The organism is Paenibacillus sp. BAC0078 (assembly GCF_054483875.1).
The window spans coordinates 71,757-96,248 of sequence record NZ_JBTLRW010000011.1 but is presented as its reverse complement, the minus strand read 5'-3'; the positions used below and the strand labels follow the sequence as shown (position 1 = coordinate 96,248).

The 24,492-nt window shown below is 50.4% G+C and carries 26 protein-coding genes; all 26 read right to left on the bottom strand.

Features of this window, described 5'->3' with window-relative positions; translation table 11 throughout:
• Positions 1 to 150: 150 nt before the first annotated feature.
• Entirely contained in the window at positions 151 to 1,278 is a 1,128-nt protein-coding gene (locus ACX1DY_RS20300; protein WP_458966011.1) for a glycosyltransferase family 4 protein, read from the bottom strand.
• Between the two features lie 116 nt (positions 1,279 to 1,394).
• Positions 1,395 to 2,150, bottom strand: a complete 756-nt coding sequence (locus tag ACX1DY_RS20295; RefSeq protein ID WP_458966010.1) for a WecB/TagA/CpsF family glycosyltransferase — start codon at positions 2,148 to 2,150, stop codon at positions 1,395 to 1,397.
• A gap of 7 nt (positions 2,151 to 2,157) precedes the next feature.
• Complete coding sequence (csaB, locus tag ACX1DY_RS20290) at positions 2,158 to 3,297, bottom strand: polysaccharide pyruvyl transferase CsaB (RefSeq protein ID WP_458966009.1); 1,140 nt, start codon at positions 3,295 to 3,297, stop codon at positions 2,158 to 2,160.
• Positions 3,273 to 5,309 (bottom strand): DUF5693 family protein, encoded by a 2,037-nt coding sequence (locus ACX1DY_RS20285; protein ID WP_458966008.1) that lies wholly within the window; start codon positions 5,307 to 5,309, stop codon positions 3,273 to 3,275. The genes csaB and ACX1DY_RS20285 overlap by 25 nt, the downstream gene beginning before the upstream one ends.
• 106 nt (positions 5,310 to 5,415) lie before the next feature.
• The gene (locus ACX1DY_RS20280; protein ID WP_458966007.1) at positions 5,416 to 7,134 is read right to left on the bottom strand and encodes a phospho-sugar mutase; all 1,719 of its coding nucleotides are present in this window, start codon (positions 7,132 to 7,134) and stop codon (positions 5,416 to 5,418) included.
• 49 nt (positions 7,135 to 7,183) lie between these two features.
• Positions 7,184 to 7,606, bottom strand: a complete 423-nt coding sequence (gene fabZ, locus ACX1DY_RS20275) for a 3-hydroxyacyl-ACP dehydratase FabZ (protein ID WP_458966006.1) — start codon at positions 7,604 to 7,606, stop codon at positions 7,184 to 7,186.
• 291 nt (positions 7,607 to 7,897) lie between these two features.
• On the bottom strand, positions 7,898 to 8,128 hold the full coding sequence (locus tag ACX1DY_RS20270; RefSeq protein ID WP_458966005.1) for a DNA-directed RNA polymerase subunit beta: 231 nt from the start codon (positions 8,126 to 8,128) through the stop codon (positions 7,898 to 7,900).
• Positions 8,129 to 8,136: 8 nt separating this feature from the next.
• A complete protein-coding gene (locus ACX1DY_RS20265) occupies positions 8,137 to 8,958 on the bottom strand; it encodes a flagellar hook-basal body protein (RefSeq protein WP_458966004.1) in 822 nt (273 codons plus the stop codon).
• A 17-nt stretch (positions 8,959 to 8,975) separates the two neighbouring features.
• Positions 8,976 to 9,851, bottom strand: a complete 876-nt coding sequence (locus ACX1DY_RS20260) for a flagellar hook-basal body protein (RefSeq protein ID WP_458966003.1) — start codon at positions 9,849 to 9,851, stop codon at positions 8,976 to 8,978.
• A gap of 50 nt (positions 9,852 to 9,901) precedes the next feature.
• Positions 9,902 to 10,900, bottom strand: a complete 999-nt coding sequence (mreB, locus tag ACX1DY_RS20255; protein ID WP_019915030.1) for a rod shape-determining protein — start codon at positions 10,898 to 10,900, stop codon at positions 9,902 to 9,904.
• Between the two features lie 153 nt (positions 10,901 to 11,053).
• On the bottom strand, positions 11,054 to 11,341 hold the full coding sequence (spoIIID, locus tag ACX1DY_RS20250) for a sporulation transcriptional regulator SpoIIID (protein ID WP_019915029.1): 288 nt from the start codon (positions 11,339 to 11,341) through the stop codon (positions 11,054 to 11,056).
• 210 nt (positions 11,342 to 11,551) lie between these two features.
• A complete protein-coding gene (locus ACX1DY_RS20245) occupies positions 11,552 to 12,295 on the bottom strand; it encodes a peptidoglycan DD-metalloendopeptidase family protein (protein WP_458966002.1) in 744 nt (247 codons plus the stop codon).
• 61 nt (positions 12,296 to 12,356) lie between these two features.
• Complete coding sequence (spoIID, locus tag ACX1DY_RS20240; RefSeq protein ID WP_458966001.1) at positions 12,357 to 13,511, bottom strand: stage II sporulation protein D; 1,155 nt, start codon at positions 13,509 to 13,511, stop codon at positions 12,357 to 12,359.
• A 158-nt stretch (positions 13,512 to 13,669) separates the two neighbouring features.
• Complete coding sequence (gene murA, locus ACX1DY_RS20235) at positions 13,670 to 15,052, bottom strand: UDP-N-acetylglucosamine 1-carboxyvinyltransferase (protein WP_458966000.1); 1,383 nt, start codon at positions 15,050 to 15,052, stop codon at positions 13,670 to 13,672.
• A 147-nt stretch (positions 15,053 to 15,199) separates the two neighbouring features.
• Positions 15,200 to 15,457, bottom strand: coding sequence for a DUF1146 family protein (locus ACX1DY_RS20230; protein ID WP_019915025.1), 258 nt, complete (start codon positions 15,455 to 15,457; stop codon positions 15,200 to 15,202).
• A 188-nt stretch (positions 15,458 to 15,645) separates the two neighbouring features.
• The gene (locus tag ACX1DY_RS20225; protein ID WP_458965999.1) at positions 15,646 to 16,062 is read right to left on the bottom strand and encodes a F0F1 ATP synthase subunit epsilon; all 417 of its coding nucleotides are present in this window, start codon (positions 16,060 to 16,062) and stop codon (positions 15,646 to 15,648) included.
• A 58-nt stretch (positions 16,063 to 16,120) separates the two neighbouring features.
• Complete coding sequence (gene atpD / locus ACX1DY_RS20220) at positions 16,121 to 17,518, bottom strand: F0F1 ATP synthase subunit beta (RefSeq protein WP_458965998.1); 1,398 nt, start codon at positions 17,516 to 17,518, stop codon at positions 16,121 to 16,123.
• Positions 17,519 to 17,560: 42 nt separating this feature from the next.
• Positions 17,561 to 18,430, bottom strand: coding sequence for an ATP synthase F1 subunit gamma (atpG, locus tag ACX1DY_RS20215; protein WP_458965997.1), 870 nt, complete (start codon positions 18,428 to 18,430; stop codon positions 17,561 to 17,563).
• A gap of 198 nt (positions 18,431 to 18,628) precedes the next feature.
• Positions 18,629 to 20,140: a F0F1 ATP synthase subunit alpha gene (gene atpA / locus ACX1DY_RS20210; protein WP_458965996.1), complete on the bottom strand. Its 1,512-nt coding sequence runs from the start codon at positions 20,138 to 20,140 to the stop codon at positions 18,629 to 18,631.
• 11 nt (positions 20,141 to 20,151) lie between these two features.
• Complete coding sequence (locus ACX1DY_RS20205; RefSeq protein WP_458965995.1) at positions 20,152 to 20,703, bottom strand: F0F1 ATP synthase subunit delta; 552 nt, start codon at positions 20,701 to 20,703, stop codon at positions 20,152 to 20,154.
• Positions 20,700 to 21,188 (bottom strand): F0F1 ATP synthase subunit B, encoded by a 489-nt coding sequence (gene atpF, locus ACX1DY_RS20200; RefSeq protein WP_458965994.1) that lies wholly within the window; start codon positions 21,186 to 21,188, stop codon positions 20,700 to 20,702. The genes ACX1DY_RS20205 and atpF overlap by 4 nt, the downstream gene beginning before the upstream one ends.
• A gap of 98 nt (positions 21,189 to 21,286) precedes the next feature.
• Positions 21,287 to 21,511, bottom strand: a complete 225-nt coding sequence (gene atpE / locus ACX1DY_RS20195; RefSeq protein ID WP_025709067.1) for a F0F1 ATP synthase subunit C — start codon at positions 21,509 to 21,511, stop codon at positions 21,287 to 21,289.
• Between the two features lie 105 nt (positions 21,512 to 21,616).
• A complete protein-coding gene (gene atpB, locus ACX1DY_RS20190; RefSeq protein WP_458965993.1) occupies positions 21,617 to 22,456 on the bottom strand; it encodes a F0F1 ATP synthase subunit A in 840 nt (279 codons plus the stop codon).
• A gap of 30 nt (positions 22,457 to 22,486) precedes the next feature.
• Positions 22,487 to 22,864, bottom strand: coding sequence for an ATP synthase subunit I (locus ACX1DY_RS20185; protein ID WP_458965992.1), 378 nt, complete (start codon positions 22,862 to 22,864; stop codon positions 22,487 to 22,489).
• Positions 22,857 to 23,111, bottom strand: a complete 255-nt coding sequence (locus tag ACX1DY_RS20180; RefSeq protein WP_458965991.1) for an AtpZ/AtpI family protein — start codon at positions 23,109 to 23,111, stop codon at positions 22,857 to 22,859. The genes ACX1DY_RS20185 and ACX1DY_RS20180 overlap by 8 nt, the downstream gene beginning before the upstream one ends.
• Positions 23,112 to 23,305: 194 nt before the next feature.
• Positions 23,306 to 24,460, bottom strand: coding sequence for a non-hydrolyzing UDP-N-acetylglucosamine 2-epimerase (wecB, locus tag ACX1DY_RS20175; RefSeq protein ID WP_458965990.1), 1,155 nt, complete (start codon positions 24,458 to 24,460; stop codon positions 23,306 to 23,308).
• Between the last annotated feature and the right edge of the window lie 32 nt (positions 24,461 to 24,492).

The window sequence follows — 24,492 nt, the reverse complement described above, 5'->3', positions numbered from 1 at the left end:
TCCTTTGAGTATATATTCTCGTTATTCTTCACTTTTTTCTTTATCGGTCGTTACCACAGAATTTTTTAGAAAAAAAGCAAAAAACTCATCCTGAAAAGGATGAGTTTTGTCAGAGAAGGAAGATAATAGCATGGTGCCTATTGAAGCCTGTTACGATTTGGAACCGCGCTCCGGACTAAGTTTTACTCGCATTCTTAGGAGGAAGTCCAACACAGGACGTTTGGTCTTGCTGATGACTCCAGTGATCTCCGCCCCAATCTGCAGGAAGAAGAGCATCACGCAAATTACCACAAAGGTAACCCAGTTCGCTTCGTTCAGAGACGCAGACGTCTGAATAACAGCCAACACTCCAAAGAAAGCGGCAATACCGTAAATAATCAGCACCGTTTGGCGGTGGCTAAAGCCAAGCTCACGCAGGCAGTGATGCAGATGGCCCTTATCCGGGGCAAAAATCGGTTTCTTCTGCAGCTTCCGCCGAATGATGGCAAAAAAGGTATCCGATAGCGGAACTCCAATAATTAAAAGTGGTGTTATAAACGATACAACTGCAATTTGTTTGAACCCAAGCAGTGCAAGCAGCGCTAAGCAAAAGCCCAAAAATAGCGAGCCAGTGTCGCCCATAAATATTTTGGCAGGATGAAAATTAAAGAACAAAAAGCCTACAATACTGCCCAGCAGCAGCAGACAAAGAAGTGCAACCATAGTGTTGCCCATCAAAAATGCCATTACTGCAATTGTAGCAATCGCTATACCGGACACACCCGCAGCAAGCCCGTCCAACCCGTCAATCAGGTTAACGGCATTCGTAACACCGACAATCCAGAAGATTGTCAGCGGAATGGCAATCCAGCTCTCCAAAGAGGAATACGTATTATGAAATGGAATGTTAACGAAATCAACAGTAATTCCAAACCCGAAAACAACGATACAGGCCGCAGCAATCTGGCCCAGCAATTTCACCTTTGCCGAAAGCTCGAACCGGTCATCCAGCCCGCCGATAAGAACGATCAGTCCGCCGCCTGACAGCAGCGCTTTGATGAAATTAGCCTCTCGCGTAGTAAACTCGTAAGGAATGATCGGCAATACGGCAAGCAGGCCGAGCACAAACGCCAGAAAAATACCTAATCCGCCAAGGCGGGGCATAATTTTAGTATGCACTTTACGGGCATTCGGCACATCTGTTGCACCAATCTTGATAGCGAATTTCTTCACCACTGGTGTCAAAAGCAGTGCAAGTCCCATGCACACAATAAATCCGGCGATGTATATGATAAGCATTTGATCAGTCGACCCCCATTTCTCTACCGCATTGAATTATACGCTGAAGTAAAAACAAATTCCAATTCCGTTTTTAGGCTGCTGAAGGGATTTTCACGGTAAATATCCGTATTTCGCTAAGCTTTTGTCACTTTATCTTTCTCACGCAGCACTTTTACTGCGAATTTCGGCAGCGCAAGCATTCTTTTGTACCGGGTAGGTTCCTTGAGAAGACGGTATAACCACTCTGCACGGAGTTTTTGGAAGGCTTTTGGAGCCCGGCGGCTCTTGCCCGAGATTACATCAAAGCTTCCGCCAACGCCCATCATAACCGGGATGTTCAGCCGGGATTTATATTTGGCAATCCAAGGCTCCTGGCTATCAGCTCCTCTGGCAACAAAGAGCAGATCAGGCTGAGCCTGAATAATCTTATTCAAGATTTCTTCATCCGCTTCCGGTCCAAAAAATCCGTCATGATACCCTGCAATGGTGATACCAGGATATTGGGCTTGCAGCCGGGCGGCCGTCTCACGGACCACTTCAGGTGTTGAACCCAGCAGATATACCTTCCAGTTATAGCTTTCGCCTTGGTGCAGCAATTCATGTAAAAGATCAAAGCCTGCTACACGTTCAGCCACAGGATCGTGGCAATACTCTGCTGCCCATACAACCCCTGTTCCATCCGGCACCACCAGCTCCGCCGACTTCATAATTTCCATATAAGCGGGGTTATCCAGAGCGGTCATAACCATAATCGGGTTGGCTGTAATCACCTGATGCGGCTCACGGTTTTTTACCGCTTCCGTCAAATAGGAGACAGTGGCCTTCATATCAACTTTGGATACCCGGATGCCAAAGATTGGCACAGTGGGTACCCTACTATCTGCTTTCACTTATCAATCACCCTTTACGGCGGAAATATTCAATAATCTGGCGGGACGGAGCCTCAGCCTGCTCAGCCAAAGAAGCAATCTGCGGCTCCCGCTTACGCTTCCATTCCTCACCTGACTCCAAAAGCTGAACCACCTCGGCGGCAACTCTATTGCTGTCCAGAGCAGCAGTTGTACCGATAGGCTGGCAGCCAACCCTCTCCAGAAAATGGTCAATCTTCGGGTCATAAGAAATGCCAATGAGGGGAACTCGTCTTCCTGCGGCATAGATCAGGCTATGCAGGCGCATCCCAATCAATACATCACATTGTCCCACCTCACGGAGCATCTGCTGCGGATGAAGAGCATCCTCACAGATACTGAGTGTTCCACCTAGCCCGGATATTTCCTTCTCCAGCTTCAGCATCATATAGCGGGAGGCTTCATTATCTGAAGGATGGTGGAAAGGCAGAAACCGCAGATGAAGCGGCGACTGTGCACAGGCCTTCAGCAAGCCTTCAGCCAAAGCATCCAGTTCCTTGCGGGACTGTTCCCAGAAACGCACTGATATTCCGACAGTTTGCTGAGCCTGGATTTCCAGGTCAGTTGTCCGGCTGGAAACCCCGCTGTCTTCCGGCAGATTCAAGCCCATAACCGGATCGGGAACAACTTCAATCTGGTTTCCGCTTAATCCCATAGTTTGCAGCAGCTGGCGGGACTGCTCGTCCCGCACAGATACATAAGCGCATTTGCGAAACACGGACTTGATCAATGGGTGGAACAGCTTGCGGTTAACCGGCCCTATACCCTGGGCATAGATGAAGGTTGGTTTACCCAGCCATTGGGCAAGCTTGATGATGCCCAGGTAATATGGGATGCTTTTGCTGCCCGTCACATCCTGCAGCAGGCTTCCTCCCCCGCTGATTAGACCGGCGCTGTCCTTGATTGCATTTCGCACCTCGCCGAGCTTCATTCGATGAACGGACTTCACACCGTAAGTTGCAGTTGTCCACTCTGGATCTATGGATAATACAACGGGTTCAATCATTATACCCGCAGCCTGCGAATGCTTCTGCAGTGCGTTCAGAATGGACTGCAGCACCGCCTCATCCCCGCTGTTGCGGAAGCCATAATAACCAGAGATAATTATTTTTTGAGCTGAGGCGACCATCGTCTCCAACATCCTTCCACAAGCTGCCATACACCCACGGCGATGACACCAATGATCAGACCCAGTCCCAGACCCAGCAAGCCGCGAACAAGCGAGATCAGAATCGGTGAATGAATATGTGCAAAGGTATCAATCATCGAAAGCTGGCCAATAACCGCGATAATCATGATAAAAGCTGCATTTCTGTATTTGTAAGCCATAAAAGCTCCCAAGATAAACAGTGGGTGTGCCAATAGGAATTCTTTATTGCGCGGCCGGACTCCGGCGGTATTCTCCAGGAAGGTACGGAATGACATTTCCAGCGAGCTTACATTTCCGCCATTACCGGTACGGCTCAAATAATACATCCCCAAAATCCCCAGGATACCAGCAGCAATTACCCAGGCCAGCGTAATAGGAGTGCGCAGCAGCTTGCCGGTCTTGCTAAAAGCAAACTCTCCACGGTACAAAAGCACATACAGAGCAGTCAGCGCAATCGGCGCCAAGTGAAGCAGACTAACCCCCCGGAACTGATTAAGCACCAGACTGTAGGTGATGTTGTTCAGCAGCGCAATCACAAAAGGTACAGCGCTGAGCGAGATTACCGCTGTCTTGATATACAGCACAAGGCTGTGCGCCAGACGGCGGCGCGGCCCCATAACTGTGTAGGTCAGCGAGTTGCCACGCACCGGCGGCCCCATTTCATTAATTTTCCGGACCGCCAGCACGGTAGCAACAGTAGGCGCACTAATGGCCACAGCAAGCGCCAAGGCCTGCTCGAAAAGCGCTGGCTTAACCAGCATCAGCCCCGCACTACCTACAAGACCAAGCGCCAAGGCCGGCAGAGTAAGCAGCGGAATGAAATAAGAAACAAGCAAGGCTACCATAGCGACAGCGCCAATAACGGCAACCAGCTTGAAGTACCTTTGATAAGAAGAATCCACTACATCAAACGCGGTGGCTTGTCCTAAGGTGAATCCGTTATCCTTAATCTTGTCGACTGCTCCGCCAGGCTCGCTCAGACTGGTTACAAGGTTATCCAGAGTATCGGTAATCTGTGCCTTGGTGGTGTCCCGCGACGGAATTGTATTGAGATAAATCATGCGGATATTGCGGTCCTTGGTAGCAAGTGCAAAGCGGTCAGCTATCGTTTCCGGAGATAAGCCGGAGTCGCCTTCGCTGAGCGAGTATAGCCTTGCTACATTATAATCCAGTTGATAGGCCAATTTATTGAAGCCTTTTTGCTGTACTTTAATATTCTCAATCGTAGCAATACCAATCCCGCGATCTTTTAGAAGCTTGGCAAATGCGGTGATGCTGCCTTGATCGGCGTCATCATTAAATCCTTTAACGGACTCGCCTTCAAAAAGAATACGTTTGACTCCCAGCTCTTCATAGCGGTCGAGAAGCTTGGTAACCGCAGCCTCATTATATGGCAATGAGTCCACAAGACGGGGCACGATGCTAAAGCCTTTACCATGCAGCATATCCAGCGTGAACGGGTCCGGCTGCAGCGGCTTCAGTGTGGCATCCTCCAGCGGAGTTTTTACAATAAGCCCCTGCTGCCCGCGGAAGCTCCAGTCTTCCGTTGCAATTCCCAGGCTGCTGAAGGCATCTCGGATTATCGGTGCAAGCACCTCGTTATTTTTCGGACTGGTAAAAAGAATATACGTATAATTCTCGTTCTCTGGAATCACAGAATCCGTCAGGTTGGCGATATCAGTCGCTCCCCACATCATCAACCGGCGGGCTTTGCGGTAATCATCCAGTGTGTTCTCATAAATCGCCATGCTCTGCACACCGGCAGCCTTTAACCGGTCAAGCTGCTGGGAGATGTAATCCTGCGGATTCGCCCGGTAGCTTGCTGCATCCACCAGGTCACGGTAGTCAAAAACAAATTCAATCGTTTTGGAAGATTTCTCCGTTTGCAGACGATCATAGACAACCGGCAATGCGGCAATAACACCGATCACCACAATAATCCACAACCACTTCCGCGAAGCTATATTCCAACGTTGCCATTTCTGCTGCACCCAAAAGTACCTCCTCTATTACTTCAGCTTGCTGACTCAAGAAGAAACGGATGCACGTCCTAATAAGAGACTGTATCCGTTTCTTCTTGAAGCCTAATAACTTGTATTATTTCCCGTCAACACGTGCCATAACCTGCTGTGTGAGCGCTGTAACCTTGTCTTTGGCATTCTGGAGGGATTCTCCGCGCACCGCAAAATACACCTTGATTTTTGGCTCTGTACCCGATGGGCGGAGGCAGAACCATGATCCGTCAGACAGCAAATATTTCAGCACATTCTCCTTAGGCAGACCGTTTAGCCCAAGCGAATAATCCAGAATCTCGCTCACAGCGGCTCCGGCAATCTCCTGCGGAGGGTTGCTGCGCCAATCACTCATGATCCCCTGAATTTGCGCCACGCCATCTTTCCCCTTCAGAGTACGTGATTCCAGGCTTTCCAGGAAATAGCCGAATTGCTCGTACAGCTCCTGAAGCACATCATACAGCGTTTTGCCCTGTGCTTTGTAGTAAGCTCCCGCTTCGGCGATCAACATGGAAGCAAGCACGGCATCCTTGTCACGGGCATAATTACCGGCAAGGTAACCATAGCTCTCTTCATAGCCGAACAGATACGTATATTCACCGGACTGCTGGAATTGGGTCATTTTCTCCCCGATATATTTGAAGCCAGTCAATGTATTAAATACAGTGGCGCCATAATGCTCTGCTACAGCCGCCCCCATTTCGCTTGTCACAATGGTTTTGACGACAGCTCCGTTGCTTGGCAGCTTGCCCTGTTCCTGCAGACGGCTCAGGTAGTAATGAATCATTAGCGCGCCGGATTGATTGCCGGACAGCACAACGAACTTGCCCTCATTATCGCGCACAACAGCGCCCATGCGGTCTGCGTCAGGGTCTGTACCAATCAGCAGATCAGCACCCAGCTCCTCCCCAAGCTTCATTGCGATGGTAAAAGCTTCACGCTCTTCGGGATTCGGCGATTTCACGGTGGAGAATTCAGAATCCGGCAGCTCCTGCTGCGGCACTACATGAACATGAGTGAACCCAATTTTCTTAAGCACACTGCGGACCGGCAAATTTCCTGTCCCGTGCAGCGGTGTATAGACAATTTTGAAATCACGGCCGAGGGTAGAAACGATCTCCTCACGTCCGACACTGACAGCAGCCACAGTATCTGTAAAAGCTTCATCCTCTTTATCGCCCAGCCAATGCAGCAGTCCCTGAGCCTCTGCTTCTTCACGGGAAATACGCTTCACGCCATTGAAGGAATCAACCTCCAAGATGTGGGAGATCACCTTCTCCGCTTCATGCGGAACCAGTTGTCCACCCTCGGAATTATATACTTTGTAGCCGTTATACTCAGGAGGATTATGGCTTGCGGTTATAACCACGCCGCCCGTAGCCTTCAGGTGACGGACCGTAAAGGACAACTGCGGAGTAGAACGCAAGGAGTGGAACAAATGAGCCTCAATACCGTTTCCGGCTAATACCAATGCAGCCTCAAGCGTGAATTCCGGTGAAAACCGGCGGGAGTCATGGGCGATTACAACAGAAGGTCTGCCTTCTCCCTTATGCTGCTCAAGAATGTAATTGGCGAACCCTTGAGTCGCTCTGCCTACCGTATACCGGTTGATCCGGTTGCTGCCCGCACCGATAATCCCGCGCAGACCACCTGTACCGAACTCCAAATCTCTGTAGAACCGTTCTTCCAGCTCCTGCGGCTCATTTGCAAGAAGTTTCAGCTCCGCCTTTGTGTTCTCGTCAACGGAAGGGTCCTGCAGCCAGCGTGACAGCGTTTCTGCGGCTTTTGGGCTTAATTGAGTCATATCAAAATCTCTCCTTCTCCATGTATGATATATGATTGTATAACAGGTGCTAGCTGAGCGCGAACATAATTTCACCGGAGGCTACAACCTTACCGTCTACCTTGGCGGTAGCTTGGCCTTTTCCAATGCTGCCCTTAAGCCGGGTAATCTCCACTTCAAGCACAAGCGTATCCCCCGGAACAACCTGACCCCGGAAACGGAATCCGTCCAGTCCAGCCAGGAACCCAATCTTTCCTCTGTTGGCTTCCACACCAAGAATAGCCACAGCTCCAACCTGAGCCAGCGCTTCGGTGATCAGTACGCCGGGCATCACCGGAAAACCTGGAAAATGACCGGCAAAAAAAGGTTCATTCACCGTTACATTTTTGATGCCAACAGCCCGTTTTCCCATTTCTATTTCGGTAATTTTGTCCACCAGCAGAAATGGATGCCGATGGGGGATTATTTCTTGAATTTCATTGATATTTAGCATTTGTGGCAAAGCTCCTTTCGGATGTAACCGCGTCTTGTACAATCTGCCGGTGCTGCATTTCTGCGTTAATCTCTGCTGCCCTGCATAAATATGGACAGCTTCGGCAAAAACTATAATTATCCTTCACCACCTGCAGCAGTGGAGGTTGAGATAAGGGGCTTTCTCCACCGCACACGGCAATATGGCGGAGAGGGCCCTTTTTGCTCTCAGGGGCCTCCATCATTATACATTTTCCAGTATAAAAAAGAAAACTCCCCTGTACAACAAGGGAGTTAATGAACTTACTGCATATTATGGTGAAAACACCAAATCGTAGACATGCTTCCAGGTACTCCACTCAAGCACATCACTGAATTCTTTTTTGCCCAATACTACATAACCGACCACGAGGCCGCTTGATAGCGCAGCAACAAGCAGCAAAGGAATCAGAAACCACTGAACAATGGTCCATTTGGCGATTCCGCGGCGCCTTACAGGCTGCTGCTGTTCTTCTTCCGGTTTGTTGCTGTTCTGACGAACCATTCCTTCACCTACCCGCGCAAGTTATTAGCCAGGCCAAGCATCTGATCACTGGAGGAAAGCGCCCGGGCAGCGAGCTGATAGTTGCGCTGAAGCTGCAGCATTTCCGTTATTTCACTGCCTAAATCCACGTTAGACCGCTCCAGATATCCGGAACGCACACCTATATTCGAAGCCGTACCCGCCGCTCTTTGCACAAAGGCCTGCTGAGCCGTGACTCCCTCAGGAAGCACATAAAAATTACCATCTACAGCCTGCAAAGTACTCTTGCTGGTTGGCTCTACAATCATTAGGGTGCCTGCTACCCGGACCGGCGCATTCTCACTCGTCTTGGTCAGTACCCGGCCCCGTTCATCAATCGCGGCACTTACATTATTCGGTACCGTCACGGGATTGCCCTGCGTATTCAGCACAGGATTGCCTGAGTAGTCCACCAGCATCATAGTGTTAGGAGTGTTAGTATCTGGAACAAAGTGAAAGTCCCCTTGCCGTGTATAGGCAGTAGCTCCGTTCACCTGAACCCCAAACAATCCATTGCCCTGAATGGCCAGATCCGTTGGGTTGCCTGTTTCCTTAAGCGTACCTTGCTCCCAATCGTTGGTAACCTTGGACACACGAACACCAAAGCCCATATTAAAACCGAGCGGCATGCTCCGGCCAGGCTGATCATATTCCTTGGACTGCTGCTGAACACGGGTTAGCGCATCCTCGAAGGAGCCTTCCTTTCTCTTATAGCCGCTTGTATCCATATTGGCGATATTATCAGCGATAATATCCAAACGCTGCTGGAGGCTGGACATTGAGACGGCTGCACCGATTGCTGAGTTATTCACGGGTTACTCCTCCTGTCCTATACTCTTCCGACTTCATTAACAGTCTTCTGCAAAGTACTGTCATAGAACTGAATCACTTTTTGATTCGCTTCATACGCCCGGTATGCTGCATTCAAATCCACAGTTACCTGCGTGACATCAACGTTGGAGCTTTCCAGAAAACGCTGGCGCACCTGCAGGTTATCCGTTGCGTTAGAGTAGCGGATACCCGCAGCCTGGACATCATCGGCATGGAAGACGCCGTTCCCGTCACGTATCAGCTCCTGCGGTTTTGTAATCACGCTGACACCAATCTTTGTCCCTGAGGGGCGACCGGTCTGCGGATCAATCAGATTGCCCTGTTCGTCCACTTTAAGGTTGTCCTGCGATCCTGTCAAGACCAGAGGTCTGCCGTTGCTGTCCAGAACCTTGAAGCCGCCTGCACTAAGCACCTCTCCATTCGGGCTCACAGTGAAGCTGCCGTTCCGAGTGTATAAATTGTTCCCGTCGTTATCCTGAACCGTAAAGAAGGCCTGAGGACGGTAAATAACTTCGCCTTCAGGAGTTACATATTTGCCAGAGCCGTCAAAAACAATATTCCGGCCAGTTGCCGGATCTGTGACCTGCAGGTCCGTAGAGAGTGCAAAATCAGTGGTCTTGCCGCTTTCGATAATATCTCCTTGCAAATACTGAGAGATGGACTGTTCGGCAAATACCCCTGTATTCAGGTGGCCAACAGGCTTGATGGTGCCATTGCTCATGGCGGAGATGAGCACATCGGGAAATGCATGGCTGACGCTGTCAACCTGCTTGTACCCCGTTGTTTTCAAATTTGCAATGTTCTGTGTCGCCGTATCATGTCTGCGCTGCTGTGTAACCATTCCGGCAGCGGCCGTATATAATCCTCTAAGCATGAGGGCAATTCCCCTTCCTGAGTCTGCTATTATCTTATATTATCGGCAGCCTAGAACTTTTTCTTAACGACTTTGTCCAAATGATCCAGCATTATTCCCGTTCCCTTGACGACACAGTGCATCGGGTCCTCTGCGACCCAGACCGGAACATGCAGTTGTTCGGAGAGCAGCTCGTCCAGCCCGTTCAGTAGTGCCCCACCGCCGGTCAAAACAACCCCGCGGTCAATAATGTCCGCCGACAGCTCCGGCGGTGTGCGCTCCAGCACCGATTTGGCGGCAGCAACGATGGAGGAAACCGGGTCCCACAGCGCTTCCTTCACTTCGGCAGAAGAAATGCTCAGCGTCTGGGGAAGTCCGCTAACCATATCACGCCCGCGAATATCCATTTCGGCTTTCATGCCGCCTGGACGGACGGAGCCGATCGTAACTTTAATGTCCTCTGCTGTACGTTCACCGATTAACAGCTTATATTTCTGTTTAATATATCTTAAAATGGCCTCGTCGAACTTGTCCCCTGCGACTTTGATCGAGGAGGCGGTAACGACGTCGCCCATGGAGAGCACGGCTACATCCGTCGTTCCGCCGCCAATATCGACGACCATATTTCCACTCGGCTGATAAATGTCCATACCCGCGCCGATTGCTGCGGCTTTGGGTTCTTCTTCCATAAAGACTTCCTTAGCCCCGCTGCGTTCAGCCGCTTCCCGGATTGATTTCTGTTCAACGGAAGTTATATTCGTGGGGGCACAGATCAGAATGCGGGGCCTTGCGTACCAGGTACGTCCGCCAACACTGTCAATAAAATACTTCAGCATCGTTTCCGTAATTGCAAAATCAGCTATAACTCCATCCCGGAGAGGACGGATTGTAGTAATATTTCCCGGCGTGCGTCCAACCATGCGGCGCGCCTGTTCACCTACCGCAAGGACCTTCTTCGTATCACTTTCAAGCGTGACCACGGAAGGTTCATCCAGAACGACTCCCCTTCCCTTGACATGAATGAGCACATTGGCCGTGCCAAGATCAATTCCGATATCCTTGCTAAGCATAATGAAAGAGCCCCCAAAGTGTTATTTTAAAATATAAGAAAATTCTTCTTGGATGAGAAAAATAGTTAGTTAGTCCCAAATTTAAAAATACCATACTTTAGGGGAATTATACAATGTAATAAACCTGAATTATTCCTCAAATTTCCGAAAATCTCATGGCTTTGACGCTACGGCCACCTCACGCTTTTTTCCCGTCGTTTTCTTATATTTAATTTTTGTAGCTTCTCCCCCCCGAAGATGACGGATTGACTTGTGATATTCAAGAATGTGCTTCACCTGATCAGCCAGATCAGGGTTGATCTCCGGCAAACGCTCGGTTAAATCCTTATGCACCGTGCTCTTTGAAACGCCAAATTCTTTGGCTATGGTCCGGACCGTGTGCCTGGTTTCCACGATGCAGCGTCCGATTTTGATCGTACGTTCCTTGATGTAATCGTGCACGCTCCCGCCTCCCAACTGTGGATAGTTTGGTACATTATATGAGGGGCGGGCCTATATATTCGCGCTTTCAGGACGTGACAAGCTTCGAAAGGCTCATTTTATTTAGTGGACAACCGTGAACAAGCCTTCCGTGGGAAGAGGAGGAAACTGATGCTTTCTTATATTTGAACAAAAAAAGGAGGCTGTACAGCCTCCCAATGAAAGTTAATCTTAACGCTTCGGCAGCAAATCCGAAGGATTGACTACCTTGCCATCCTCGTACACTTCAAAGTGCACATGATTGCCAAGATTTTTCTCAATTTCACTTCGGCCGGCGGTTGCCAGCAAGTCGCCTTGCTTCACTTCATCATTTTGCTTGACTTTGGTGTCGCCGAGACTTTGGTACACAGTCTTCAGATTGCCGGGGCTTGTGACCTCTACAACCTTGCCGAACACTGCAACATCCTCAACTCTGGTAACTTTGCCGCTGAGCGCGGCCTTGACGTCAAACGACTGATTATCCTCACGGGCGATGTCGATACCGGCATTCGGCACGAAGGTGTCATTATACTGCACCATAGCTGCCACATGATTCTCTTCGGTCCCTTTCTCATCATAGAACGGCTTAACCACTTCTACTTCACCTGGATTTGCTACAGGCCAGGCCATGCTTTCAGCCGAAGCAACCACTTCGAGTGCCGCAGGGTCATCCTTGGCTGTACCGGCTTCATTGCCGGAGCTTGCGGAGTCCTGTGAAACGACGGCGGCGGTGTCTTGCTTCAGCGGCTTCTGGCCGGCGTCCTGATAGACCCACACCAAGGTTAGTATAATTGCCGCTGCCGCCGTGTAGACTGCCGGGAATACCCAGCGTTTGGATAACATTCTGTTCCATGAAGAAGGCTTTGCGCCTGAATCTCCCTGCTTATTTTTGAGAGATTCATCATGGGTTGTTTTGTTTTTGTCTTGTTCATTCATATGCTTATCACCTCAGTAACCAGTGTTACCGGGCGCTTCGCTTTTATACGTATCTTGCAAGTTATTTTTTCAGAAGAGTTGAGACTTGGTTAAAAGAGATGCCGCTGTAATAGTGTTTGAGAATTTGTGTAGCGGTTCTTCCCTCCATGGCCATGCCGTTGGCTCCCCACTGGCTCATGCCAACCCCATGCCCGTTGCCGTAGGTGGTAATCAGAACTTTGCCGCCCTGCCGCTTCCAGGTGAACTGGCTGGAGCGAAGCCCCAGCTTCTCGCGTACCTCCCGTCCCGTAAAGACGGTGCCTCCGATGGAGATTTCCTTGACCCGGTGTCCGGCTGTGAGAGACAGCACCTCAGCAGGCAGGGCTGAAGAGGAAGAGACCGGCTTCACTAAGGAAGAGACTGCCGGATCTCTCGAAACGGGGAGGGCTGTGTCTGCAAGCCCCAGCTTCTTCATCAGTTCTGAGGTCGTGAATGTATATGTCGCCGCCAGATTAGGCGTAATCTCCTTATCCCACGGGCTGGCGACGCTGCGCAGATAAGGCACAGATGCATTCCAGTAGTCTTCTGAATTCTCTGTATACCCTCCGCTTGAGGCGAAAAAGGAAGCCGTGATCGGCTGGCCCCGATAGGTCATGATGACACCGCGCGTCTCCAGGACCGCGCGGCGGAGTTTGTCCAGCCCGGCGTGCTTGCCGCCGCGCTTCCAGTCCCGATCCAGCGCGGCCTTGGATATGTAAGCCTGGTGGCTTACCGTATCCGTCACATCCGCGCCCGGAACGGGCACGCCGCTTCTGTCGCCGGCCAGCAGGCGGCGGACAATAAAGGTGCGGGCCGCAACGGCCTGGGCTTTGAGCGCTTCGAGCTCAAAGTCAGCCGGCATCTCGGCCGCCACCACGCCGCTGACGTAGTCCTCCAGCGACAGCGTCTCTATTTGTCCGCTGCGCGACAAATAGACGGAGACCCTCGGCTGCGGGGCGTCCTCCGCAGCCGTTCCCGGCGGCGCCGGGGAGGCCGTGGCCTGCGGCACGGCCGGGGGCGCCGGTTGTCCCCCGCGCAGCGGGACAACCAGCAGCGGCAGCAGCAGCCCCGCCAGGAGGGGCGCTGCGAGCCAGGCGGCGGGCGCAAGCCGCCTGAGCCGGGGCGAAACGCGCTGCGCGCGCGCAGCGCGGCGTCGCGGGTTCATGATACGCCGCAGCAGATAGCGAAACTCTTTCATCTCTTAAGCTCCTTCCAGTTGTCATCGGTGATTCTTATAGATATGAATTTCCGGCAACTGCTAGAACGCTATTCTGAGAGAAAGAGAGTTAATGAATCATTGCCAAAAAAAGAGACCGAGCCGCAATACGCGGTCCGGTCTCTTCAGATAATTTGCGATTATACCCAGGTTGGCTGAATCTGAAAGCGAGACTTAATCTCTTCGCTTTTATGGGATTCAATTCTGGCAGCTTCCGGTTTGAGGGTTTCTTCCTTCGCAGCCGGAGCAGCAGATTCCGAGTCTTCCATGGAAATCCGCCATATGTCTGCACCAAGTCCTGACAGCTTCTCGGCCAAATGCACGTAACCACGGTCAATATGATGGGTTCCGCTAACCTCCGTAGTGCCTTCGGCAACAAGGCCTGCCAAAATAAGCGCAGCGCCCGCACGCAGGTCTGTAGCGCACACTTTGGCGCCGACTAGCTGAGCATTACCGGTTACAATAGCGGAACGGCCTTCAATCTTAATCTCGGCGTTCATATTATGGAATTCATCTACATGCATGAACCGGTTCTCGAACACCGTCTCCGTTACAACACTTGTGCCTTCGGAACGAAGCAATAGAGCCATCATTTGCGATTGCATGTCGGTAGGGAAGCCGGGATACGGCAAAGTCTTCAAATCTACAGCCTTCAGCGGCTTGTCGCTGATTACACGGACACCGTTCTCATCAGGAATGATCGTAACGCCCATTTCCTCCATCTTCGCAATAACAGGTCCGAGGTGATCGGCGATTGCGCCTTCCACATAGACATCGCCGCCAGTGATCGCTGCAGCCGCCATATATGTGCCCGCTTCGATCCGGTCAGGAATGACATTGTGTCTTACCCCATGCAGACGTTCAACGCCTTCGATGCGAATAACTCCGGTTCCCGCACCGCGCACGACTGCGCCCATACCGTTCAGGTAATTGGCCAAATCAACAATCTCCGGCTCTTTAGCCGCATTCTCAATCAAAGTCACGCCTTCGGCGAGTGCCGCCGCCATCATTATATTTTCGGTCGCACCTACGCTGGCCACATCCAGATACACCTTAGCTCCACGCAGCCGTCCGTTTGATTTCGCTTCAATATAGCCCTGGCCAAGACTGATCTCGGCACCAAGCGCTTCAAACCCCTTCAAATGCTGATCAATCGGTCTTGTGCCGATGGCACAGCCGCCCGGTAAAGAAATACGCGTACGGCCCAGCCGGGACAAAAGAGGACCCATCACTAAAAAAGAAGCCCGCATTTTCCGCACCCATTCATAAGGCGCTTCACAGGAGGTGATGTTTCTGGCATCTACCTCGATAATATCGTTCTGGTATGTAACGCCCGCACCCAGAGATTCCAGCACTTTGCTGATTGTCATTACATCGTCTAACGGAGGTGCGTCCACAATGACGCTTACCCCTTCTTCTGCCAATAGAGAGGCGGCTATGATCGGTAGTACGGAATTTTTTGCGCCGCTAACTTTCACGCTCCCGGTCAATCTGTTGCCACCGCGGACGATAAATTTGCTCATTACGGTTTCCCTCCGCGTCCATTATTTCTGATATTAATTTTCGAAGTTAAGATGCATGTGTTAATAAGTGTTAACATTATAAAACCTTATTATTCGACAGCTTTCTACGTCAAGTAGCCGGCAATACTTATAACCATCCGGCCATTTTTAAAACATGTTGCGGATTTGCACACTCCAGCCCAGGTAATCCAGCAGAAATCCGGCCACAAAATGGCCCAGGACAATAGCCAGCAATAAATGCAGCAGCCTTCCTTGAGGGCTCTTGGGATATCTTATGACCAAATCGAGCTTAAGGTTCTGAAGTGCCCACCAAGATAATACTACACAAAGCAAAGAAACAACCATCGAAACTAAACTGCTGCTGCCGATTGTGCTGGACAACTCATCGGATAACCTTTGATTCATGTTAGCCCCCCGTGTATTGCTTACTCGGAAATCGACTCTTATATCATACTTGTGCAGGGGAAAAGAATCCAGTACTTTTACAAACTTTTAAACATTTCATGCTATGGAACATCTGAAACTTACAAAATAGCCACTTTCAATTAAAAACAAGCAGAAACGGCCAAGCCATGGGCTTGACCGTATTGATATTACTGTTGTCCTTTTCCAGTGGACACTTTGATCCGTGTAACGGCGCGCTGAAGCGCCAGCTCCGCACGGCGGTGATCAATATCATCCTGCTTGCTGCGGGACTGAAGGCGGCGCTGTGCCCGTTCCTTCGCTGCTTCGGCGCGTTCAAGATCAATATCCGTAGGCAGCTCGGCACTTTCAGCCAGAACGGTTACCTTGTCTTTATGCACTTCCACGAACCCGCCATGAACAGCGATAGTGATTGTAGCACCATCCGCTTTGACGAACATCGGAGCAACCTGAAGTGGAGTCACAAGCGGAATGTGTCCCGGCAAAATACCCAGGTCACCATCAGCTCCCCGTACAGTCAGGCTGTTAACCTGCTTGGAGAAGACAAGATGCTCCGGCGTGACAATTTCCAACAGAAAGGTATTCACTTCCATTCCTCCTCAAAGCTTTACAAAGTAAAGCTTGCATCGAAAGCATTATCCGAGATTACATTGATTTCGCTTTTTCCACCGCTTCTTCAATTGTTCCAACAAACAGGAACGCTGCTTCTGGAAGATCATCATGCTTGCCATCCAGAATTTCTTTGAAGCTGCGTACGGTTTCTTTGATTGGCACGTATTTGCCTTTGAAGCCGGTGAATTGCTCAGCTACGTGGAAAGGCTGCGACAGGAAACGTTCAACCTTACGGGCACGGGCCACAATGACCTTATCCTCTTCACTCAGCTCATCCATACCCAGGATGGCAATGATGTCCTGAAGCTCAGTATAGCGCTGCAATAGCTGCTTAACGCCCTGAGCAACGTTGTAGTGCTCTTCTCCGACGATTTCCGGAGCCAGGATACGCGAACTGGAAGCAAGCGGGTCTACGGCCGGGAAGATACCTTTCTCGGAGATCTTACGTTCCAGGTTGGTTGTAGCATCCAAGTGGGCAAACGCCGTTGCCGGAGCAGGGTCAGTGTAGTCATCCGCAGGCACGTAGATGGCCTGAATGGAGGTAACAGAACCTTTTTTGGTGGATGTGATACGCTCTTGCAATTGGCCCATTTCTGTTGCCAGCGTTGGCTGGTAACCTACCGCGGAAGGCATGCGGCCGAGAAGCGCGGATACTTCGGAACCCGCTTGGGTAAAGCGGAATATGTTATCGATAAAGAGCAGCGTGTCGCGGCCTTCCACATCACGGAAATACTCCGCCATGGTCAGACCGGTCAGAGCTACACGAAGACGTGCGCCCGGCGGCTCATTCATTTGTCCGAATACCATTGCTGTCTTCTTGATAACGCCGGAATCGGTCATCTCATGATACAGGTCATTACCTTCACGGGTCCGTTCACCAACACCAGCGAATACGGAAATCCCGCCGTGCTCCTGCGCGATGTTGTTGATCAATTCCTGGATCGTTACTGTCTTACCAACGCCGGCACCGCCGAAGAGACCGATTTTACCGCCCTTGGCATATGGAGCGAGCAGGTCGATAACCTTGATCCCGGTTTCCAGAATTTCCGCTTGTGTCGACAATTCATCAAAAGTCGGAGCAAGACGGTGAATCGGATTTTTGTCAGCAACAACTTCCTCGCCGTTATCAATCGGATTGCCCAGCACGTTAAATACCCGGCCAAGTGTTGCAGCTCCAACCGGAACCGAAATCGGTCCGCCCTGGTCAATTGCATCCAATCCGCGAACCAGACCATCTGTGGAAGACATGGCGATACAGCGTACCAGATTGTCACCCAGATGATTGGAAACTTCAAGGGTCAAATCAATGGTGCGGCCGTTTGCCTGGCTGGTTACAATCTTGATAGCGTTGAAAATCTCGGGCAGCTGGCCGCGTTCAAATTCAATATCAACAACCGGACCCATAATGCTTACAACGCGTCCTTTGTTCATCTTAATATTTCCCTCCTCGAAAGCTGTTGCATTACTTACACTTTAAGATTGCGCGTTCGCTCCGGCCACGATCTCGGTAATTTCCTGCGTAATTGCCGCCTGACGGGCACGGTTGTACGTAAGTGTAAGTTCCCCGATCATTTTCGACGCGTTCTTTGTTGCACTGCCCATCGCTGTCATTTTCGCACCCAGCTCACTGGCCTTGCCGTCCAGAATTGCGCTGTAAATCAAAGTTTCCGCATATTTCGGAAGCAGTACACCCAGCACACCTTCCGGTGAAGGCTCATACTCGTAGCTCGCAGTTGCTCCTGCGTGCTCTTTACTTCCTACTGTGTCCATAGGCAGCAGACGGTCAATGGTCGGCACCTGGCTGATGGCATTGACGAAACGGTTGTAGCAGATATACAGCTCGTCGTACACGCCATTCTCAAACTGCTGCACTGCCGAGTAAGCAATCGACTTGATGTCTGAGAACTTAGGCGTATCGGACAGCTCGGTAACTTCTTCTACAATCGGATATTCACGGCGGCGCAAAAAGTCACGGCCCTTGCGGCCGATTACAAACAAAGCATACTCATCCTTGGACTTGTGGCGCTCTGCGAGCAATAGCGTCAATTTACGAAGAATATTGGCGTTGTATCCCCCCGCAAGCCCTCTGTCCGAGGTGACGATTAGATAAGCGGTCTTTTTGACAGGCCGGCTGACCAGCATAGGGTGGGTCAAGCCTTGTGTACCGGCAGCAATGTTCGCTACGACCTCTTTCAGCTTCGCCGAGTAAGGACGCGCAGCTTCCGCCTTCTCCTGTGCTTTGCGCAGCTTGGAAGCGGCAACCATCTCCATAGCCTTGGTGATCTGTCTGGTGTTCTGAACGCTCTTGATTTGACGTTTAATATCACGCATGCTTCTTGCCATGATTTCACCACCTTAGAGCTTTGGCGGAGCCAAAGCTAACTTCGTAAGCATAACCTTAGAGCTTTGACTTTAGTCAAAGCTGACTTCGTAAGCATTCTCTGAGCTTTGACCCAAGGTCAAAGCTCACTTCGTAGCATATACTAGAGCTTTGGCAAAGCCAAAGCCCGATTAGCAGCATTAGTTAAATTCTACCCTAGCTTAGCTGGTAGCAAAGCCTTTTTTGAACTTCTCGATAGCTTCTTTGAGGGCAGTTTCATTATCCGCAGTCAAATCCTTCGTATCCGTGATGGATTTGAGGATGCCGGCAGCGTTGCTGTCCACAAACGCCAGGAATTCCTTCTCAAAGCGTCTAACATCTTTGACAGGAATATCATCCAGATGACCTTTGACAGCGGCATACAAGCTGATAACCTGATGCTCAACCGACAATGGCTGGTTTACGCCCTGCTTCAGAATTTCCATCATACGCGCACCACGGTTCAGACGGGCCTGCGTAGATTTATCGAGGTCGGAACCGAACTGGGAGAACGCCTGAAGTTCGCGGTATTGGGCCAGATCCAGACGGAGTGAGCCCGCAACCTTCTTCATCGCTTTGATCTGCGCGGAACCACCGACACGGGATACAGAGATACCGACGTTGATAGCCGGACGTTGACCGGAATAGAACAGGTCGGATTCAAGGAAGATCTGGCCGTCCGTAATCGAGATAACGTTCGTAGGAATGTAAGCCGACACGTCGGAGGCCTGTGTTTCGATAAATGGCAATGCAGTCAATGAACCGCCGCCAAGCTCATCGCTAAGCTTAGCTGCACGTTCCAACAGACGGGAGTGCAGATAGAATACGTCACCAGGGAACGCTTCGCGGCCCGGTGGACGGCGGAGCAGCAAGGACAATTCGCGGTAAGCGGACGCTTGCTTCGAAAGGTCATCATAGATGACAAGGACATGCTCGCCTTTGTACATGAAGTATTCGCCCATTGCGCAGCCTGCGTATGGAGCGATATACAGCAACGGAGACGGCTCGGAAGCCGAAGCGGTTACAACGATTGTATATTCCAGCGCACCGTGGCGGCGGAGGGTTTCCACTACCTGTGCTACTGTGGATTGCTTCTGGCCGATGGCAACATAGATACATTTCATGCCATTGCCTTTTTGGTTGATAATCGCATCAATTGCGATTGCTGTCTTACCAGTCTGACGGTCACCGATGATCAGCTCGCGTTGACCGCGGCCGATTGGCACCATCGCATCAATAGCTTTAAGACCTGTCTGCATCGGCTCATGCACCGATTTACGGTCGATAACACCTGGAGCATTATGTTCCACAGGACGGAATTCAGTGGTTGCAATTGGACCTTTGCCGTCTAGTGGCTGTCCCAGTGCATTCACTACACGGCCCAGCATAGCTTCACCAACCGGAACCTGCATAATTTGTCCTGTACGTTTTACTTGATCGCCTTCGCGAATTTCCTTGTACTCACCCAGAATAACAACACCCACGTTGCTTTCTTCCAGATTGAGCGCCATGCCTACTACTCCGTTGGAGAACTCCAGCAGTTCTCCCGCCATCGCGTTTTCCAGACCGTAGACACGGGCGATACCGTCGCCGACTTGAATGACGGTGCCAATTTCGGCAACTTCGATATCGGCTTTATATTGCTCAATTTGACTTTTGATCAAAGTGCTGATCTCTTCAGGTCTGATGCCCAATATCCTCACCCCTATCTTCTTAGCTTATCGTTAAAAGATTTCTCGAGACGCGTAAGTTTACCGGACAGACTGCCGTCATACAGCGTATCGCCGATCACGACCTTCAGTCCGCCCAGAAGGCTCTTATCAATCAGATTCGTAACACGAATCTTGCGATTGGTAAGCTGGCTGAACTCTGCAGCTACTGTATCCTGCTCTTCTTGACTCAGCGGATAAGTAGAATACACCGTTGCATCGCCGATGCCGAGGGCGTCTCCTTCTATTTTGATGTACGTTTCCAGCAGATCAGCAAAAATATCGGTTCTGCCCCGCTCAACCAGCAGCTCTACCGTGTTCATCACCGTTGGAGAGACCTTATCTTGAAGCGCCGTACGCAGCACCTTCAGCTTGTCGGACTGCGAGATCCGCGGTGCAAGAATAAACCGTTTCACCTCTTGGTCATTATGAAGCACTTCGACTACTGTCTTTAGCTGATCTTCCACTTCAAGCGTAATGCCCTTATCCACCGCTGCACTATACAAGGCGCCCGCGTAGCGCTTGGCAACTACCGTATCGCGGCTCATGATCGGCCTCCTACCTCTTTGAGGTACTGATCAACAAGCTGTTCCTGTTCGCCATCGGCTTTAACTTCTTTTTCAAGCAGCTTGGATGCAATCCGAACCGATGCAGTTCCGAGCTCGCTGCGCAATGCTTCCACAGCTTTGTTCTTTTCGTTATCGATATCGCGGACAGCTTCATCCTTAAGACGTGCAGCTTCAGCCTTGGCCTGCTCCAGAATACGGTCAACCTGATTGCTGCTGGTTGCCTGCGATTGCTGGATAATTTGCTGTGCCTCCTGGCGAGCCTGCTGCAGAGCTTGCTTCTGTTCTTCAACATATGAAACAGCCTGCTCTCTGGTCTTCGCTGCTTCATCCATTTGCTGCAGCACAAGCTCACGGCGTTTTTCCATAACGGAGAACAACGGCCCGAAAGCGTACTTATTCAGCAAGAAGTATAAAATCCCGAAGGCAATGATAGCCAGTACGAGAGATTCCCATTGAAAAGACAATTCTAGACACTCCTTTCCGATGCACGTTCATGTCTTGGGTCGTTCCTAAAAAGAAGGCGCGGAGGGCTGTGGCCTTCCCCGCCAAACATGTGTAATTCTTAAGCTCCAACGTAGAACATGAACGCAAGTACTACACCGATGATCGGAAGGGCTTCTACCAGTGCGACCCCGATAAACATTGTAGTTTGCAGTGTGGATTTCGCTTCCGGTTGACGGGCGATACCTTCTACTGTTTTGCTGACGATCAGACCGTTACCGATACCGGCACCCAGCGCTCCCAAACCTACTGCAATTGCAGCTGCCAAATAAGCCATAACTCCCATTGTGTAAATCCTCCTCAAAGATATGTTTTAGTGTGTATTAATGAGCCAGACTTGAAGTTTTGCTCCCGCCTTGGCATGAATCTTAAATTCTTACAGTTGTTACGCTCAATGCTCGTCATGGGTTTCCAGCATTTGCGAGAAGTATACCATGGTCAGCATTACGAAGATGAAAGCCTGGATTGTTCCGATAAACAAACTGAAGCCTTGCCATACAATCAGACCCAGTATGGAAGCAATCCACCCGCCTATGCCGAGTGCCCCCAGCTTGAGGATAACCGATATCAGAACCTCGCCGGCAAAGATATTACCGAAAAGACGCATGCCGTGTGTCAGCAGCTTCGATACCTGCTCAATCAGGTTGATGGGGAAGAAGAACGGGTAAGGCTGGAAATAATGTTTGAAGTAATTTTTGGTATTGCGGGTAATGCCCAGAATGTGCGACATCAAGAAAATCATCAGCGCAAGACCCATTGCTACAGCAGGATCGGCAGTTGGCGATTTCCACCAGGCTACGCCTACCTCAATCTCCTCGTGAGAACCGGAAGAAGTTCCAGCTTCAGCAGCGGCATGGAGTTTGTCCAATTCCTGTGTTACAGAAACGATTTCCTTGCCGAAGATCTTGGCATGCTGGGCATCATGATAATCTGTGACAATACCGAACGGAAGTCCGAGCATATTGCCGACAAACAGGAACATGATCAGCGCAAGACCCAGTGAGAGAAAGGGTTTGCCCTTTTTCAAATCCATCGTGCTGGAAATCAGACCTTGAACGAACTCAACTGCCCATTCCAGGAAATTCTGCAGCTTACCGGGATTCTCGACCGACAAGTTGCGTGTTGCCAATAGTCCAAGTACAAAACAAATGGTACAGGTAACTAACAGCATCAGCACGATAGAAAGGTCGATATGTAAGCCGCCTAGCATAATAATTGGTGATTTATGCATTTTTTCTCACCCCTTTCTCCGTTGGAACCTTTATCTTTCTCTACGCAAAAAACCAATCCCTATTATAATAAGAAGAATTGGAGCCAAGAGCAAACTGCCAGCCACCGCAATCATGTTAAAATACTGCGGCGTTTTAAAGGCCACCATCACACCCAAGAGACTAAGGGCGGCACGGGTCAGAAACCCGAGATTTACGCGTCTCTTGCCTTCACCCGCCATCATATCCGCCACTTGCCGGACCTTATAGCCGAGGTAGGTCACATTGATACAGCCAATAGCTCCGCCAAGTGCCATACCGAGAGCAATACTCCGGAAGTCCGGGAATAAAGCCGCAGCCAGAACGCAAAGGACCACGAAGCAAAGTGTTGCTATTGCCAATACCTTACGGTATCTGGATAAATCATCCATCACTTTCCTCCATGACAGCTTTAATTATGAAGATGACACCCGCTATACCACACAGCACACCTAAAATAACACCAAGCGCTACTCCGAGCCCGGAGCTGTTCCACTTGCGGTCCAGCCATGCCCCCAAGAAATAACCGCCCAGAGTAAAGGCGGCCAAATCAATCCCGACAGCACTGACAAGACTCATGGCTTTTAGCGCTCGGCCCGTTTGTTTATGCGGTTCTTGAGGCTTATCAGGGCCCTTCATTTCAACACATCCTTAGAAGTCCCATTCATTTTACTGAATGTTACAAGAGTTTGTCAATCCAGCGCAAATCATGGCTTTTTCGGATGAAAGTATGAAAATAATCACAGCAAAACTCTCCAAAACCATATAAACCGTACAGTTTTACTGTATGTTGATTTTGGTCAATTCAGAATATCGTTTTCATGCTTTATAGCTTATTTTGTGAACATTCTGTGAAACTCTTCCGGACGTTCCTTAACCACACCGAAATGGTGCAAAATCGCATTGACAATTCTCTCAGAGGCTTTACCGTCTCCATACGGGTTGGCGGCCCGACTCATGGACTGATACAGATCCTGATCAGTCAGCAGAGCATGTGTCCGTTGATACACCTTCTCCTCGTCCGTTCCCACAAGCTCCAATGTTCCGGCTTCGATCCCTTCCGGGCGCTCGGTTGTATCACGCAGCACAAGCACAGGAACTCCAAAGGAGGGAGCTTCCTCCTGCAGGCCGCCGGAATCGGTCAATATCAGGTGGGTATGCGGATAAAAGTTATGCAGGTCAACGACATCCAGCGGATCAATCAGCTTGATTCTCGGGTGTCCGCCGAGTATTTCATGTGCCGGTTCCTTAACTGCCGGACTCGGATGCACAGGATAAACTATGGCCACATCTTCAAATTCATCAGCGATTCTTTTGACAGCACGGAAAATATGACGGTGCGGTTCGCCTTGAGATTCCCTGCGGTGCGCCGTCATTAAAATAAGTCTTTTTCCTGCAGCAAAATCCAGTACAGGATGCCGATAGTCCGGCTGTACGGTATATTGAAACACATCAGTTACAGTATTGCCTGTGATATAAATACTTGATTCTTTTTTGTTCTCATGTCTTAGGTTGCCCGCCGACCAATCCGTCGGAGAGAAGTGTAAATCCGCAAGCACACCGGTAAGCTGGCGGTTCATTTCCTCCGGATACGGAGACAGCTTATTCCAGGTCCGAAGACCTGCCTCCACATGACCTACCTGAATTTGCTGCAGGAAAGAAGCATAGCTGGCAAGGAACGTGGTGAGTGTATCCCCATGCACCAGCACCAGGTCCGGTTTGGCCTCCTTAAGCACCGGCTCCAGTCCCTCCAGCACCCTAATGGTAATTTCATTCAGCGTCTGGCGGTCCTTCATCACGTCCAGATCATAATCAGGAGTGATTTTGAATACCTCTAGCACCTGATCCAGCAGCTCACGGTGCTGTGCAGTTACGCAAACAACAGATTCAATTTGTTCGGGATGTTTTGCCAGCTCCAGGACCAAAGGCGCCATTTTGATCGCCTCGGGGCGCACTCCGAAAATCGTCATCACTTTAATTTTGGACATAACCCCTACCCTCTCTTCAAATGCTGTATTAT

Bases quoted from the DNA above. Each gene is read 5' to 3' on its own strand.
- ACX1DY_RS20185 (WP_458965992.1), bottom strand. From the start codon at position 22,864: ATGGATGATTTATCCAGATACCGTAAGGTATTGGCAATAGCAACACTT.
- wecB (WP_458965990.1), bottom strand. From the start codon at position 24,460: ATGTCCAAAATTAAAGTGATGACGATTTTCGGAGTGCGCCCCGAGGCG.
- ACX1DY_RS20205 (WP_458965995.1), bottom strand. From the start codon at position 20,703: ATGAGCCGCGATACGGTAGTTGCCAAGCGCTACGCGGGCGCCTTGTAT.
- spoIID (WP_458966001.1), bottom strand. From the start codon at position 13,511: ATGAAAGAGTTTCGCTATCTGCTGCGGCGTATCATGAACCCGCGACGC.
- ACX1DY_RS20270 (WP_458966005.1), bottom strand. From the start codon at position 8,128: ATGGTTCGTCAGAACAGCAACAAACCGGAAGAAGAACAGCAGCAGCCT.
- ACX1DY_RS20280 (WP_458966007.1), bottom strand. From the start codon at position 7,134: ATGACTCAATTAAGCCCAAAAGCCGCAGAAACGCTGTCACGCTGGCTG.
- ACX1DY_RS20300 (WP_458966011.1), bottom strand. From the start codon at position 1,278: ATGCTTATCATATACATCGCCGGATTTATTGTGTGCATGGGACTTGCA.
- mreB (WP_019915030.1), bottom strand. From the start codon at position 10,900: ATGCTTAGCAAGGATATCGGAATTGATCTTGGCACGGCCAATGTGCTC.
- ACX1DY_RS20260 (WP_458966003.1), bottom strand. From the start codon at position 9,851: ATGCTTAGAGGATTATATACGGCCGCTGCCGGAATGGTTACACAGCAG.
- csaB (WP_458966009.1), bottom strand. From the start codon at position 3,297: ATGGTCGCCTCAGCTCAAAAAATAATTATCTCTGGTTATTATGGCTTC.
- ACX1DY_RS20245 (WP_458966002.1), bottom strand. From the start codon at position 12,295: ATGAATGAACAAGACAAAAACAAAACAACCCATGATGAATCTCTCAAA.
- murA (WP_458966000.1), bottom strand. From the start codon at position 15,052: ATGAGCAAATTTATCGTCCGCGGTGGCAACAGATTGACCGGGAGCGTG.
- ACX1DY_RS20230 (WP_019915025.1), bottom strand. From the start codon at position 15,457: ATGAATCAAAGGTTATCCGATGAGTTGTCCAGCACAATCGGCAGCAGC.
- atpB (WP_458965993.1), bottom strand. From the start codon at position 22,456: ATGCATAAATCACCAATTATTATGCTAGGCGGCTTACATATCGACCTT.
- ACX1DY_RS20180 (WP_458965991.1), bottom strand. From the start codon at position 23,111: ATGAAGGGCCCTGATAAGCCTCAAGAACCGCATAAACAAACGGGCCGA.
- fabZ (WP_458966006.1), bottom strand. From the start codon at position 7,606: ATGCTAAATATCAATGAAATTCAAGAAATAATCCCCCATCGGCATCCA.
- atpE (WP_025709067.1), bottom strand. From the start codon at position 21,511: ATGGGAGTTATGGCTTATTTGGCAGCTGCAATTGCAGTAGGTTTGGGA.
- atpD (WP_458965998.1), bottom strand. From the start codon at position 17,518: ATGAACAAAGGACGCGTTGTAAGCATTATGGGTCCGGTTGTTGATATT.
- atpG (WP_458965997.1), bottom strand. From the start codon at position 18,430: ATGGCAAGAAGCATGCGTGATATTAAACGTCAAATCAAGAGCGTTCAG.